General features: G+C 68.3%; 12 protein-coding genes. 1 reads left to right on the forward strand and 11 read right to left on the reverse strand.

What is annotated here, in order from left to right:
• Window positions 1–13 precede the first annotated feature (13 nt).
• Window positions 14–2,074, reverse strand: a complete 2,061-nt coding sequence (gene pilQ, locus ABIC90_RS01335; protein ID WP_354352603.1) for a type IV pilus secretin PilQ — start codon at window positions 2,072–2,074, stop codon at window positions 14–16.
• Between the two features lie 331 nt (window positions 2,075–2,405).
• Between pilQ and ABIC90_RS01340 the strand changes: the two genes are divergently transcribed.
• Window positions 2,406–3,533, forward strand: coding sequence for a hypothetical protein (locus ABIC90_RS01340; protein WP_354352236.1), 1,128 nt, complete (start codon window positions 2,406–2,408; stop codon window positions 3,531–3,533).
• 18 nt (window positions 3,534–3,551) lie between these two features.
• On the opposite strand, the gene ABIC90_RS01345 is transcribed toward ABIC90_RS01340, so the two are convergent.
• The 10 genes from ABIC90_RS01345 to nirD form a co-directional block, all read right to left on the reverse strand.
• On the reverse strand, window positions 3,552–4,442 hold the full coding sequence (locus ABIC90_RS01345) for an ABC transporter permease (protein WP_354352237.1): 891 nt from the start codon (window positions 4,440–4,442) through the stop codon (window positions 3,552–3,554).
• A 1-nt stretch (window position 4,443) separates the two neighbouring features.
• The gene (locus ABIC90_RS01350) at window positions 4,444–5,361 is read right to left on the reverse strand and encodes an ABC transporter permease (protein ID WP_354352238.1); all 918 of its coding nucleotides are present in this window, start codon (window positions 5,359–5,361) and stop codon (window positions 4,444–4,446) included.
• A 27-nt stretch (window positions 5,362–5,388) separates the two neighbouring features.
• Window positions 5,389–6,657: an ABC transporter substrate-binding protein gene (locus ABIC90_RS01355; RefSeq protein WP_354352239.1), complete on the reverse strand. Its 1,269-nt coding sequence runs from the start codon at window positions 6,655–6,657 to the stop codon at window positions 5,389–5,391.
• Between the two features lie 59 nt (window positions 6,658–6,716).
• Window positions 6,717–7,751 (reverse strand): ABC transporter ATP-binding protein, encoded by a 1,035-nt coding sequence (locus tag ABIC90_RS01360; protein ID WP_354352240.1) that lies wholly within the window; start codon window positions 7,749–7,751, stop codon window positions 6,717–6,719.
• 93 nt (window positions 7,752–7,844) lie between these two features.
• Window positions 7,845–8,663: a uroporphyrinogen-III C-methyltransferase gene (gene cobA / locus ABIC90_RS01365; protein WP_354352241.1), complete on the reverse strand. Its 819-nt coding sequence runs from the start codon at window positions 8,661–8,663 to the stop codon at window positions 7,845–7,847.
• Window positions 8,660–9,565 carry a DNA-binding protein YbiB gene (gene ybiB / locus ABIC90_RS01370; RefSeq protein ID WP_354352242.1) on the reverse strand — a complete coding sequence of 302 codons (906 nt, stop codon included), beginning with the start codon at window positions 9,563–9,565 and terminating at the stop codon, window positions 8,660–8,662. Before ybiB ends, cobA begins: the two co-directional genes overlap by 4 nt.
• 105 nt (window positions 9,566–9,670) lie before the next feature.
• On the reverse strand, window positions 9,671–12,466 hold the full coding sequence (locus ABIC90_RS01375; protein ID WP_354352243.1) for a nitrate reductase: 2,796 nt from the start codon (window positions 12,464–12,466) through the stop codon (window positions 9,671–9,673).
• Window positions 12,459–12,578, reverse strand: a complete 120-nt coding sequence (locus ABIC90_RS01380) for a hypothetical protein (RefSeq protein ID WP_354352244.1) — start codon at window positions 12,576–12,578, stop codon at window positions 12,459–12,461. The genes ABIC90_RS01375 and ABIC90_RS01380 overlap by 8 nt, the downstream gene beginning before the upstream one ends.
• Window positions 12,571–12,690 (reverse strand): hypothetical protein, encoded by a 120-nt coding sequence (locus tag ABIC90_RS01385; RefSeq protein WP_354352604.1) that lies wholly within the window; start codon window positions 12,688–12,690, stop codon window positions 12,571–12,573. Before ABIC90_RS01385 ends, ABIC90_RS01380 begins: the two co-directional genes overlap by 8 nt.
• A 74-nt stretch (window positions 12,691–12,764) precedes the next feature.
• Complete coding sequence (gene nirD / locus ABIC90_RS01390) at window positions 12,765–13,163, reverse strand: nitrite reductase small subunit NirD (RefSeq protein WP_354352245.1); 399 nt, start codon at window positions 13,161–13,163, stop codon at window positions 12,765–12,767.
• Between the last annotated feature and the right edge of the window lie 10 nt (window positions 13,164–13,173).

The following is a 13,173-nucleotide window of genomic DNA, read 5'->3' on the forward strand; positions in this document are numbered from 1 at the left end:
GCCCGGCGCAAGGTCAGAGCGCCGCGTTCTGCCGCGCCACCATCTTCGGCGTGATGAACACCAGCATCTCGACCTTGTTGACCACCCGCTCGCGCTTGCGGAACAACGCCCCCAGGTAGGGCACCTCGCCCAGCACCGGCACGCGCGATTCGTCGTTGGTCTCGGTCAGCTCGAAGATGCCGCCGATCACCACCGTGCCGCCGCTCTCGACCAGCACCTCGGTCTGCACATGCTTGGTGTTGATGGCCGGCCCGGCCGAGGTGTTGGCGCCGCGCGAATCCTTGCTCACATCCAGCGTGAGGATGATGTTGCCCTCAGGGGTGATCTGCGGCGTCACCTCCAGCTTGAGCACGGCCTTGCGGAACGAGATGGAAGTCGCGCCGCTGGACGTGGCCTGCTGGTACGGGATTTCCTCGCCTTGCTCGATCAGCGCCTTGGTCTGGTCGGCCGTGATGACGCGCGGGCTCGACACCAGCCGGCCCTTGCCTTCGGCTTCGAGCGCCGAGATCTCCAGGTTCAGCATGCGCGTGAAGGCGGAGTTGAACAGCGACAGCGAAAAGGTCCCGGCGCTGTTGCCGGTGCCGCCCGCATCGCCGCCCGGCAGGTTCACGAAGTTGCTGTTGGTGAACGAGGTGAAGGCGTTGTCGGTGCCCGTGGGGCTGGTGCCGAAGGAGCTGTTCTTGCCGATGGCCCCGCCGCCCAGCTTGACGCCCAGCGACTTGCCGAAGGTGTCCGAAGCCTCGACGATGCGCGCCTCGATCAGCACCTGCCGCACCGGCACATCCAGCTTGCGGATCAGCTCGGCCACGTCCGCCAGCCTCACCTGTGTGTCGGTCACGAAGAGCTGGTTGGTGCGGACTTCCGCGATCGCGCTGCCGCGCGCGCTCAGAAGCCGCGTCGCCGTGCCGCCGCTGGCACCCGCGCCGCTGCCGCTGCCGCTGCCGCTGCCCGTGAGGCTCTGCACCACCGTCGCCGCCTTGGCGTAGTTCAGCTGGAACGACTGCGTGCGCAGGGCCGTCAGGTTCTCCAGCGTGGCCTGCGCCTCCAGCTCGATCTTTTCCTTGGCATTGATCTCGTCGCGCGGCGCGATCCACAGCACGCTGCCGTTCTTGCGCAGACCCAGGTTCTTGGCTTGCAGGATCACATCCAGCGCCTGGTCCCACGGCACGTCCTTGAGCCGCAGCGTGAGGGCGCCCGACACGCTGTCGGAGGTCACCACGTTGAAACCGGTGAAGTCGGCAATCACCTGCAGCAGGGCGCGCACATCGACGTTCTGGAAATTCAGCGTGAGCTTGTCGCCCGCATAGCCGGTGCCCGGCGTCAGCTTGGCCGGATCGATCTTGCGCTGGCGCACCTCGATGACGAACTGCTCGTCGGCCTGGTAGGCGCTCTGTTCCCAGTCGCCGCGCGACGCGACGGTCAGGCGCACGCGGTCGCCCATCTGCTCGGCATGGATCGATTCGACGGCCGTCCCGAAGTCCGACACATCGAGCCGGCGGCGCAGCGCGTCCGGCAGCGAAGCCCGCATGAAGTCGGCCACCAGCGCCGTGCCCTGCCGCCGCACGTCCACGCCCAGCTGGCTGCTGCCCATGGCGATGACCACGCGGCCGGCGCCGTCGCCGCCGCGGCGAAAGTCGATGTCCTTCAGCGGCGTCGTGCCGCGTTCCCTGCCTTCGGCGAATTCGGCGTTCGACGAGGTCTTGAGCGGCTGGCCGGCGCCGGGCTGCAGCGTGACCAGCAGCGAGCGGCCCTGGATCTCGGCCTGGTAGGTGGTCGCCTGTTTGAGACTCAGCACCACGCGCGAGCGTTCGCCGGCCTGCACCACGTTGGCCGCGCGCAGGTTGCCCAGGTTGAAGGCGATGGCCGCGCGCCCGACGGCATTGGTCACGCCGGGAAAATCGAGCGCGATGCGCGCCGGCTCCTGAACGACGAAGCCGGTCGGCAGCGCGGTCAGCGGCTGTGTGAAGTCGATGCGAACCAGTTCCACGTCGGACCTGGAGGTGCTGGTGACGGCTTCGATGGCGTTCTGCGCCTGCGCCTTCGCTGCCGTTGACAGCAGCCACAGCAGCGACATCAGCGCGATGGACGCAACGCCGCTCCACCTTCGCAGGCGTGCGTGCAGGACGCTCGGCGAGCGCGGGCATGTCTTCATGGGTTCTTTCTCTCTGTTGAGGCGAGGCGCGAGAGACACGCGCACTCCGCCGTTGACGGGGTGCATGGTTCCGCCCAATCTGGGAGAAATCTTGCCGAGGCGCGACGGATCGCAACTTGTGTTGCAGCGATGCAATGGACGGCCGCGGCTTGTCCTTGTCCTGCGGGCCGCCTCTTCGATTTCTCCCAGATTGGGCGAAACCATCGCGCTTTCTGGTTCATGCAGGAGCGCACGAATGGTGGCGAGTCGGTCAATGGTTGCGATGCTCGTGGGCGCGCTGGGCATCGCGTGTGCGGGGTCCGGCGTGAGCGCGAGCTACGCCACGGTGCAATCGGGCGCCGGTCATCGGGAATTGCGGGCTGCGGATGTTTCCGCGGGCCTTGCGGCACGTCCCTGGTGGTCGGCGTTCCAGAGCGAGACGCTGGATGCGCTGATCGCGCAAGCCAGGCGCGACGGGACTTTGCCCGCCGGCGGCACACACCCGAACGGCGCGAGCAACACGAGCAACCTGGAAGGACCGGCCACGGAGGTCGGCGTCTCCGCGGCTTATGTCGCGCTGCTGGTCCAGACGCTGAGCCTCACCTACATCGACAACGCGCGCGCCGCGGCGCAGCGCCAGTCGCAGCTCATGGCCGCCAGCCCCGCGGTGCACGACGACTTCAGCCGCGAGCTGGCGCGCCGCGAAGCCACGGCCCGGACATCGCTCAAGAAGATCGACGCGATGCGCGAGGTTCAACTTGCCGATCTCGCCCTGCGCGCCCGAATGCCGGCGGAGGCGCTGCAGAAAACGATTGCCGACGAGGTTGCGGCGCGCAGGTTGCCGCATTTCGCGGCCTCGCTGCCGCAGGCGCTGCCCGCGGTGCTGCTCGCCAACCGCGACGACATCCAGCTGGCGGCGTCGCTCTACGGCATCGAGCCGCGGATGCTGCTCGCGGGGACGATCCGGGCCGCCGGACAAGATGGAGATGCAGAGGATGGCAGTGATCCAGATCCCGATGCGCAGCTTCCCGGCTACCCGCTCTTTCCTCAGGCCGTGGCGCAGGGCCGCGCTGAAGTCGCCGAGGCTTTGCGAAGGCTGCAGGCCAGGAGCGGCCTCGCAGCCGCCGCCGAACAGCGGGCGCGTGAAGCCAAGGCAATGTTCGAGATGTCGAAAACGCGGCTGGACCGTCGAGAAATCTCGGAGGTCCAGATGCTGGAAGACTTCCAGGGCCTGATGCTCGACCAGCAGCGGCTGGCCGCGGCCCACGGCGACCTGGCCATCGCGTGGATCGGGCTCATGGCCAGCCTGGGCAGCCGCACGCCGGTGGTGCTGCGGGCAAGCCCTGCGAGGGACGCCGCCGCTGCCTTGCGCGCACGGCCGGCCCTGGTCGGTCCTTTCTGAGCGCCGACAGCTGGTGGGTCAGCGCGGGCGCACAGAGCGCCGGCGCAGCAATGCAGCCGCGCCCAGCGCCGCGGCCATGACCAGCAGCGACACGACGGTGGTCACCGTCCCCAGCGCATAGATCGAAGGCGTGGTCACCGTCGAGGTCAGGCCCTGCAGTTCGAGCGGCAGGGTGTTGACGTCGCCAATCGCTTGCGAGGTGCGGGCGATTTCGTCCCACGACAGCGTGAAGCCGAACATGCCGATGCCCACGATGGACGGGCCGATCAGCGGCAGCACCACGAAGCGGAAGGTCTGCCACGGCGTGGCGCCGAGGTCGCGCGCGGCTTCTTCATAGGCCGGGTTGAAGCGGTTGAACACCGCGAACATGATCAACAGGCCGAAGGGCAGCGTCCAGGTCAGGTGCGCGCCCAGTGCGGAGCTGAACAGGCCGAGCGCGGTGCCGTAGCCTTCGAGCAGCGTGGTGGCGTCCATGGCCGTCAGCACGCTCTTGATGCCGGTGTCCAGCAGCCGGAACTGAAGGCCAATGCCCAGCGAAATGATGATCGACGGCATGATCAGGCTGGCCACCGTCACGAAGAAGAGCGCGTTGCCGCCCTTGAGCTTCTTGCGAAAGGCGAGCCCGGCCAGCACCGACAGCGCCACGGTGAACGCCATCACGACCGCGCCCAGCGCCAGCGAGCGCCTGAAGGCCGCGCCGATGTCGACGGTGCCCAGGCCCTCTGCCAGCTTGTGGAACCAGTGCAGCGACATGCCCCGCAGCGGGAAGGTCAGGCCGCCCTCGGGGCCCTGGAAGCTCAGCACGAAGATCGTGATCATCGGGCCGTAGAGAAACAGGACGAAGAGGGCGAAGACGATCGCAAGGGGCCAGAAGCCGGGGGCGCGTTGTTCGCCGATGCGTTGGCTCATGTCAAAGCTCCTTGCGAATATCGACGAGCCGGGTCAGCCCCCAGATGATCATCAGCACCACCGCCAGCAAAATCATCGCGTTGGCCGCGGCCAGCGGAAACTGCAGGTACGAGGTCTGCACCTGGATGATCTTGCCGATGGAGGCGATCTGCTGCCCGCCCATCACGCCGATGGTCACGAAGTCGCCCATGACGATGGTGATGACGAAGATCGAGCCGATCAGGATGCCGGTGCGCGACAGCGGCACCACCACGTTCCACAGCGTCTGCCAGCCCGAGGCGCCCGCGTCGCTGGCCGCTTCGAGCAGCGAGCGGTCGATGCGCATCATGCTGTTGAAGATCGGCACGATCATGAACATGGTGTACAGGTGCACGAAGGCCAGCACTACCGAGAAGTCGGAGAACAGCAGCCACTCGACCGGCTGGTTCACCACGCCCACGCCCATCAGCGCCTGGTTGACCAGGCCGTTGCGCCCCAGGAGCGGCACCCACGAGATCATGCGGATCACGTTCGACGTCCAGAAGGGCACGGTGCACAGCACGAACAGCACCGTCTGCATGGTCGACGAGCGCACATGGAACGCGAGAAAGTACGCGACGCTGAATCCGATCAGCAGCGTGATGCCCCACACCAGCAGGCAGAACTTGAAGGTGCTGAGGTAGGTGTTGAGCGTGACGCACAGGTCGCCGTTGTCGGTGAGGCGCGAGCAGCCCTCGAACAGGCTCAGGTAGTTGCGCAGCGTGATAGCCGGGATCAGCTCGTATTCGTTGAAATTCCACAGGCTGACCATGGCGACCAGCGCCAGTGGAATCAGAAAGAACAGCACGAACACCAGCGCGAACGGCGCCGCCTGCCACCATGCCTTCACGGTGTGCGTGGGCATGGTGGCGGCGTGGCTGGATGTGGCGGGTGCGCTCATGCCTGCGGGGTGGGTTTGCCGGAGCCTTCAGGCGGCGACGAACTCATTCCACTTGCGAACCATGTATTCGTTCTCGTCCATCACCGCGTTCCAGCATGCGATGCCGCCCATCCGCTGCTCGTAGCTGCCGCCGTCGCGCACCGCGCCGGCCTTGGCGATCACGTCGCCCTGGGGGCTCTTGATGTCCTGCGCGGCGGGCTTGCCTTCCATCCAGTAGGCCCACTCGTAGGCTTCCATCTTGGTCTTGGCGGTGTCCAGCACGGCGCTGTAGTAGCCCTGGCGGTTGAGATACGCGCCGGCCCAGCCGTCGAGGAACCAGTTGATGAACTCGTAGGCGCCGTCGAGCTTCTTGCCCGAGAGCGTGGCCGGCAGGCCGAAGCCCGAGGCCCAGGCGCGATAGCCTTCCTTGAGCGGCTGGAAGGTGCACGCAATGCCCTTGCTGCGCACGGCCGTGACGGCGGGCGACCACATCGACTGGATCACCACCTCGCCCGAGGCCATGAGGTTGACCGACTCGTTGAAGTCCTTCCACAGCGCGCGGAACTGGCCGGCCTTCTTGGCTTCGATCAAGGTCTTGATCGTCAGGTCGATCTCGGCCTTGGTCATGTTGCCCTTGTCGGCGTACTTGTGGATGCCCTTGGCCTCCACCACCATCGCGGCGTCCATGATGCCGATCGAGGGAATGTTCAGGATCGCGGTCTTGCCCTTGAACTCCGGGTTCAGCAGCTCGGCCCACGAACCGATGGGGCGCTTGATCAGGTCGGGGCGGATGCCCAGCGTGTCGGCGTTGTAGGTGGTGGGAATCAGCGACATGAACTGCGTGGCCGACTTGGCGAAGACCTTGCTCTTCTCGCCTTCGAGGTAGATCACCTTGACCGGCGCGGTGCCCTGGTCGCCCACCTTCTTGCCGGCGACTTCGCCCTTGGTGAAGAGCGAGGTGATCTTGTCGGCGTTCTTCACGCGCTTGGTGTCGATGCCCTTCAGGTTGCCCGTGGGCACGATCTTCTTGAGCGAGAAGAACTCGGTGTCGATCAGGTCGAAGCTGTTGGGCGCGGTCACGGCGCGCTTGGTCACGTCGTCGGTGGTGACGGCCACGTACTGGATCTCGATGCCGGTGTCGGCCTTGAACTTCTCGGCGATGGCCTTGTCCTGGTTCACCGCGGTGCCCAGGTAGCGCAGCACGATCTTTTCCTGTGCGTGCACGAAGGGCGCGATGCCCGTGGCCAGGATGCCGGCGGTGCCTTGCAGCAGCGTGCGGCGCTTGACGCCGGTGGACGAGTCGATGGGTTCGGTCATGGATGAGTCTCCGTGGAAGAAAGGATGGCGAACGAAGGGAAGGGGAAAAGGATGAGGGGCTACGCGGCCACGGCCAGCGCACGCGCATCCGCCTCGGCCCATGAGAGGCGCACCGCCTGGCCCTGTGCGTAGGGGCTCGCGAGAAACGCGGCCTCGCCCAGCAGCACCGACACGTTGCGGCGCGTCGGCGGAGCGGCTTCCAGCGCCAGCCCGAGCAGCACGTAGGTGCCCTGGTATTCGACGTCGGTGACCGCCGCGGCAAGCCCGCCGGACGCATCCGCGGCCTGGGCCGGCGCGATGTGCATGTGGTCGTTGCGCACGGCGATGGGGCCGCCGGGCGTGTCGATCACGTTGTGGCCGCCCATGAAGCGCGCCACGAATTCGTTCACGGGGTGGTTGTAGATCTGGTGCGGCGAGCCGACCTGTTCGATCACGCCGTGGTTCATGACCACCATGGTGTCGGCCAGCGCCATCGCTTCTTCCTGCGAGTGGGTGACGTGCACGAAGGTCAGGCCCAGCTCCTTCTGCCAGCGCCGCAGCTCGGCGCGCATCTGGATGCGCAAGAACGGGTCGAGCGCGGACAGCGGCTCGTCCAGCAGCAGCACGCGCGGCTCGGTGATGAGCGCCCGCGCCAGCGCCACGCGCTGTTGCTGGCCGCCCGAGAGCTCGCCGGGCTTGCGTTCGGCCAGGTGGCCCATGGCGACGCGTTCGAGCAGTTCGTTGGCGCGCTTGTGGCGCTCGGCCTTGCCGACGCCTTTCATCTTCAGGCTGAAGGCCACGTTGTCGGTGGCCGAGAGATGCGGGAACAGCGCGAAGCTCTGGAACATCATGGCCGTGCCGCGCGCGGCGGCGGGCAGGTTGGTGATGTTGCGGTTGTCCAGCAGGATGTCGCCGCTGGTGACCGACTCGTGGCCCGCGATCATGCGCAGCGTGGTGCTCTTGCCGCAGCCCGAAGGGCCCAGCAGGCAGCAGTAGCTGCCGCTGGCGATGCGCAAATCGAGCTGGTCGACGGCGGCCGGTGTGCCGGGGGCATAGCGCTTGGTGAGCGCGACGATCTCGACCGCGGCGGGGACAGGCGTGGCAACGGCATTCATTGCCGATGGCCCAGCACGATCCATGCCACGCCGCGATTCTTCGCGGGCCCTATCGCGGGGTCAGGGCGGGGTCAGGGCGGCGTCAGGGCAGGGTCAGGTGCCGAACTGCTTTGCGTCGAGCGGCAACGCGGCGGCGGCCAGCCCGCGCAGCACGTCGCCCACCACGATCACCGCGGGGCTCGCGAGTCCGGCCTCGGCGATGCCTCGGTGCAGTCTGTCCAGTGTGGTCGCGATGTGCCGTTGCTGCGGCAGGCTCGCATGCTGGATCACGGCCACCGGCGTGTCGCCCGGCAGGCCTTGCAGCAGTTCGCGCTCGATGTGCCCCGCACCCGCCACGCCCATGTAGATCACCAGCGTGAGGCGTGCGTTGTACGCCGTGGCGGCCAGCGCGCGCCAGTCGGTCGGGTCTTCGCCGGCGCCTGCGCCGGTCTTGGCGTGGCCGGTGACGAACACCACGCCCTGTGCATGGTCGCGGTGCGTGAGCGGCACGCCCAGCGCGGTCGCCGCCGCCAGGCCCGCGGTGATGCCGTTGACCACGGCGCATTCGATGCCGGCTTCGCGCAGGTGCTGCACCTCTTCGCCGCCGCGCCCGAAGATGAAGGGGTCGCCGCCCTTCAGGCGCACCACGGTTTCGCCTTCGCGCACCGCGGTGATCATCAGCCGCTCGATGAAGGCCTGCGGCGTGCTCTTGCAGCCGCCGCGCTTGCCCACGTACACGATGCGCGCGTCGGCGCGGGCATAGGCGAGGATCTGGTCGTTCACCAGGTCGTCCACCAGCAGCACCGTGGCGGCCTGGATCGCCTTGACGGCCTTGACCGTCAGCAGCTCCGGATCGCCGGGGCCGGCGCCGACCAGCGTGCAGCGGCCCGTGATGAGAGGAGGGGCGGTGTCGATGTCGTGGTTGTCGTTCATGCGTGGGATGCCAGTTGCGTGATGTGCCTGACCTGCGTGGCAAGGGCCCCCGGCACGGGAAGCTCGCCGGCCAGCACGCGGCGCGTGTAGTCGGCCGTGGTGGCAACGTCGATGTCTGTCGGCAGGCCCGGCACCTCGGCCGCGGTGCCGGGCTGCTGGGCTTGCAGCTCGGTGCGCACGCCGCGCACGAAGCCGTCGATCTGTGCGGTGCGGCGCGGGTCGGACACCACCTCGCCTTCGAGGCCGCGCGAGAGCAGGGCGGTGGTGCCCATCAGCTCGAAGGTGTCGGCCATGACGCGCGCGTATTCGGGGTGCGTGTAGCTGGCGACCACCACGGCAGGCCCTGCGGCGGGCTGCATCAGCTTGACCACGCTGTGGCCCGGGTTGCGCAGGCCGACCACGCGGCGCACGTCGAGCAGGCGCTTGAGCGCGGGGTTCAGCAGCTCGGTGGGCGCAAAGGCAGCTTCGCCGTTGGCGATGGGGCGCACCGCGGTCAATGGCGGCATGCCCATGGCCGACAGCACGTTCGAGGCCAGCACTCTCGATGTTTCGCTCGCGCTGCCGTGCACCAGCACCGGCAGCCCTTCGCGGGCCAGCAGCAGTGCCAGCAGCGGCGTGAGCACCGGGAGCTTGCGCGCGCCGTTGTAGCTGGGCAGCACGACGAGCGGGCGGTCGCCGGGAGGAATGCGTTTCAGCCTGGCATGGGTGGCGTCCAGAAAACCGGCCATCTCCTCGGGCGTTTCGCCCTTGATGCGCATGGCCAGGCAGAAGCCGCCGATTTCCAGGTCGGTGACGTTGCCGTCCAGCACCTGGCCGAAGAGGTCGGTGGCCTGTTCGCGCGTGAGCGGCCGGGCGCCCCGCGCGCCGCGGCCGATTTCCTTGATGTATTGGCTGATTCCCATGGGTGGGGGGATTGTCCTGCAAGGCTTATGCCGGAATGTGAGTTGGCTTATGCATCCGTCTGGCTCCTTCCCCTCCCCCGGGAGGGGAGGGAGCAGGACGCGTGGTCAAGGGGTCTCCGCCATCGCTTTTGCCGGCGCCGTGCGGATCATGCGTTTGAGCTCCGGAACGCACGACCCGCAGTTCGTCCCGCACTTCAGCGCGCCCTGCAATGCGGCCAGCCGTTCGTCGGGTGTGCCGGTGCAGCGCTGCAATTCGCCCTGGATCGCCACGTCGGCCACGTTGAAGCAGGTGCACACCGTCTTGCCGCGCGACTGCACCGCCACGGGCGCGCGCGCGCCGGGCGACAGCAGCAGGCGGCCGTAGCTCTGCGCCGGCAATTGCTCGCGCAGCAGCGTGGCGATCCAGGCTTCGGCGCTGGTGTCGCCGCCCAGCAGAAAGCCCTCGAGCCCGGCGCTGCCGTCGGGGCGGCGCGCGAGCCGTACCGACCGGCGCTGGCCGCGGCGGCGGTCGGCGTAGCGCAGCGTGTCGGCGGTCTGCAGTGCCAGCAGGGCTTCGATCTGTTCGAGCAACGCATCGGCCGGCGCATCGTGCGCGGCCGCGCGAAACAGCAATCCGCTGCGCTCCACGCCTCCTGCATCGCCCGCGAACGGCACGCAGGCGGCGAACGGAAACATCGCCATCAGCGGCTGCAGCGCGCGGTGCGCCGCCAGTGCCTCGTCGGGCGAGAGCCAGGCCATGGCCAGCAGCGACCACGGCAGCTCGGCTTTGAGGATCTTCACCGCCGTGTGCTTGAGTTCGGGCTGCTTCGAGGTGGGGCAGTAGGCGGGCGTGGTGAGCGCATTGATGCCGGCCAGCCGCGTGCCGCTGGCCGAGCAGCCGCTCAGGTACTCCTCGCCCCAGTGCATCGCGACGAAGGCCTGGCTCATGCCGATCTCGGCGCTGCCGCGCGCGGGCAGCAGGATCGAGCCGCGCTTCGAGGTGACATGCACCAGGTCGCCTTCGTTGATCTGGCGCCGCGCCATGTCCTGCGGGTTCATCTGCACCATCGGCTCGGCCGCGTGGCCGAACAGCCGGCCGACGTTGCCGGTGCGGCTCATGCCGTGCCACTGGTCGCGCAGGCGCCCGGTGTTGAGCGAGAAGGGATAGCGCGCCTCGCGCGCCTCGGCCACAGGCTTGTAGGGCGTGTCCACAAAACGGGCGCGGCCGTCGGGCGTAGGGAACACGCCGTCTTCGTACAGGCGCACGCGGCCGATGCTTTCGCCCTCCTTCAGCGGCCATTGCTGCGGGCCGATGCCGTCGAGCATCGCGTAGCTCAGGCCGGTGATGTCCAGGTCGCGTCCGCGCGTGGTTTCGCGGTGTTCGTTCCACACCGACTCGGCGTTGTCGTAGGGAAAGAGCGTGGCAGTGCGGCCGAGCCGCGCTTCGAGCCGGCGCGCGAAGTCGGTCGCAATCGACCAGTCGTGCCGCGTCTGGCCCGGTGCGGCGATGGCCGGTCGCACGCGCGAGATGCGGCGCTCGCTGTTGGTGACGCTGCCGTCCTTCTCGCCCCAGGTGGTGGCCGGCAGCAGCAGGTCGGCGAAGGCGCAGGTGGCGGTGGTGGAGAAGGCCTCCTGCACCACCACCAACTCGGCGCGCTCCAGCGCGCGGCGCACCGTGGCCTGGTCGGGCATCGACTGGGCGGGGTTGGTGCAGGCGATCCAGAGGGCGCGGATCTCGCCGTCGGCGGCTGCCTGGAACATCTCGACAGCGCTCTTACCCGGCTTTTCGGGTACCGAGGGCACGCCCCAGAGCGCGGCCACTTCGGCGCGGTGCGCGGGGTTGGCCAGGTCGCGGTGTGCGCTCAGCAGGTTGGACAGTCCCCCCACTTCGCGTCCACCCATCGCATTGGGCTGGCCGGTGAGCGAGAAGGGGCCGGCGCCGGGCTTGCCGATCTGGCCGGTGGCCAGGTGCAGGTTGATGAGCGCCGCGTTCTTCGCGGTGCCGCTGGATGACTGGTTCAGGCCCTGGCAGTAGAGGCTCAGGGTGGCGGGCGATGTGGCGAACAAGCGCGCGGCGGCGAGCAGGTCGGTCTTGGGGATGCCGCAGACCTGCGCCACCGTGTCGGGCGTGCAGTCGCGCACCGTGGCCTTGAGCGCATCGAAGCCGTGGGTGTGGGCCGCGATGTATGCCGCGTCGGTCCAGCCTTCCCAGAGCATCAGGTGCAGCATGCCGTTGAAGAGCATCACATCGGTGCCCGGCTGGATGGGCAGGAACAGGTCCGCGATCTCGGCCGTGTCGGTGCGGCGCGGGTCGGCCACCACGATCTTCAGCGCCGGGTTCGCCGCCTTCGCATCCTCGATGCGGCGGAAAAGAATGGGGTGGGCCCACGCCGTGTTGCTGCCCACGATGAAGAGGCACTCGGCATGCTTCAGGTCGTCGTAGCAGGCCGGCGGCGCATCGGCGCCCAGCGTCTGCTTGTAGCCTGCCACCGCGCTGCTCATGCACAGGCGCGAGTTGGTGTCCACGTTGTTGGTGCCGACCAGGCCCTTGGCGAGCTTGTTGAAGACGTAGTAGTCCTCGGTCAGCAACTGGCCCGAGATGTAGAAGCCGACGGCATCGGGGCCGTGGTCTTGAATGATCTTCGCGAACTTGCCTGCGGCGTTGTCGAGCGCCGTGTCCCACGACACCGCCGTGGGCGCCTCGCCGCGCACCAGGCGCTGCATCGGCTGCAGCAGCCGCGCCTGCCGCGTGATCGGCGCGCTGGCCGTGAGGTGCAGCGTGGAGCCCTTGGTGCACAGCCGCCCGAAGTTGGCCGGGTGCTCGGGGTCGCCGCGCACGCCGGTGATCTGTGCGCCGTCGGATTCGATGATCACGCCGCAGCCGACGCCGCAATAGGGGCAGGTGGAGCGCGTATCAGCCATGGCTTGAGGAGTGAAGGAGGCTGCGGCGTTCACATTCACCGCACAGCGGACCGCCGAAGGCGAGTCCGCAGCCGACGCCGCAATAGGGGCAGGTGGAGCGCGTATCAGCCATGGCTTGAGGAGTGAAGGAGGCTGCGGCGTTCACATTCACCGCACAGCGGACCGCCGAAGGCGAGTCCGCAGCCGACGCCGCAATAGGGGCAGGTGGAGCGCGTTTCCCGTATGGCTCCCCCCCTTCCGGGGGAGGTGTGGGGTGGGGGCTCGCGGCGATGGCGATGGTCACGCTGCTGCCCTCACCCTAGCCCTCTCCCGGAGGGAGAGGGGACAAGACCTTGGGGCCGGTGACCGGGCGCGGCAGGTCGATGGCGTGCGTTGCGAGTTCGCCCGCATCGAGGTGGACGACCCCGCCGTCCGTCACCTTCACCGCGAACTTCGGCGTGCAGCCCTCATCGGGCGACTTCGCACACCCGTCGTCCAGCCCGATGGCCCAGTTGTGCAGCGGGCAGGCCACGCTGGTGCCGAACACGATGCCCTGGCTCAGCGGCCCGCCCTTGTGCGGGCAGCGGTCGAGCAGCGCGAACACCTGGTCGTCGGCGTTGCGGAACACGGCCACGTCCACGCCCGTGGGTCGCGCCACGCGGCGGGCGCCGAGCACGGGGATGTCGTCGATGCGGCAGATGGCTTTCCATTCGCTCATGGCATTCGTC

The sequence above is a fragment of the Variovorax boronicumulans genome, assembly GCF_040544675.1.
In the GTDB taxonomy this organism is placed as follows: Bacteria; Pseudomonadota; Gammaproteobacteria; order Burkholderiales; family Burkholderiaceae_C; genus Variovorax; species Variovorax boronicumulans_D.

Bases quoted from the DNA above. Each gene is read 5' to 3' on its own strand.
- nirD (WP_354352245.1), bottom strand. From the start codon at position 13,163: ATGAGCGAATGGAAAGCCATCTGCCGCATCGACGACATCCCCGTGCTC.
- cobA (WP_354352241.1), bottom strand. From the start codon at position 8,663: ATGAACGACAACCACGACATCGACACCGCCCCTCCTCTCATCACGGGC.
- pilQ (WP_354352603.1), bottom strand. From the start codon at position 2,074: ATGTCGCTGCTGTGGCTGCTGTCAACGGCAGCGAAGGCGCAGGCGCAG.
- ABIC90_RS01355 (WP_354352239.1), bottom strand. From the start codon at position 6,657: ATGACCGAACCCATCGACTCGTCCACCGGCGTCAAGCGCCGCACGCTG.
- ABIC90_RS01375 (WP_354352243.1), bottom strand. From the start codon at position 12,466: ATGGCTGATACGCGCTCCACCTGCCCCTATTGCGGCGTCGGCTGCGGC.
- ABIC90_RS01345 (WP_354352237.1), bottom strand. From the start codon at position 4,442: ATGAGCCAACGCATCGGCGAACAACGCGCCCCCGGCTTCTGGCCCCTT.
- ABIC90_RS01380 (WP_354352244.1), bottom strand. From the start codon at position 12,578: ATGGCTGATACGCGCTCCACCTGCCCCTATTGCGGCGTCGGCTGCGGA.
- ABIC90_RS01360 (WP_354352240.1), bottom strand. From the start codon at position 7,751: ATGAATGCCGTTGCCACGCCTGTCCCCGCCGCGGTCGAGATCGTCGCG.
- ybiB (WP_354352242.1), bottom strand. From the start codon at position 9,565: ATGGGAATCAGCCAATACATCAAGGAAATCGGCCGCGGCGCGCGGGGC.
- ABIC90_RS01340 (WP_354352236.1), top strand. From the start codon at position 2,406: ATGGTTGCGATGCTCGTGGGCGCGCTGGGCATCGCGTGTGCGGGGTCC.
- ABIC90_RS01350 (WP_354352238.1), bottom strand. From the start codon at position 5,361: ATGAGCGCACCCGCCACATCCAGCCACGCCGCCACCATGCCCACGCAC.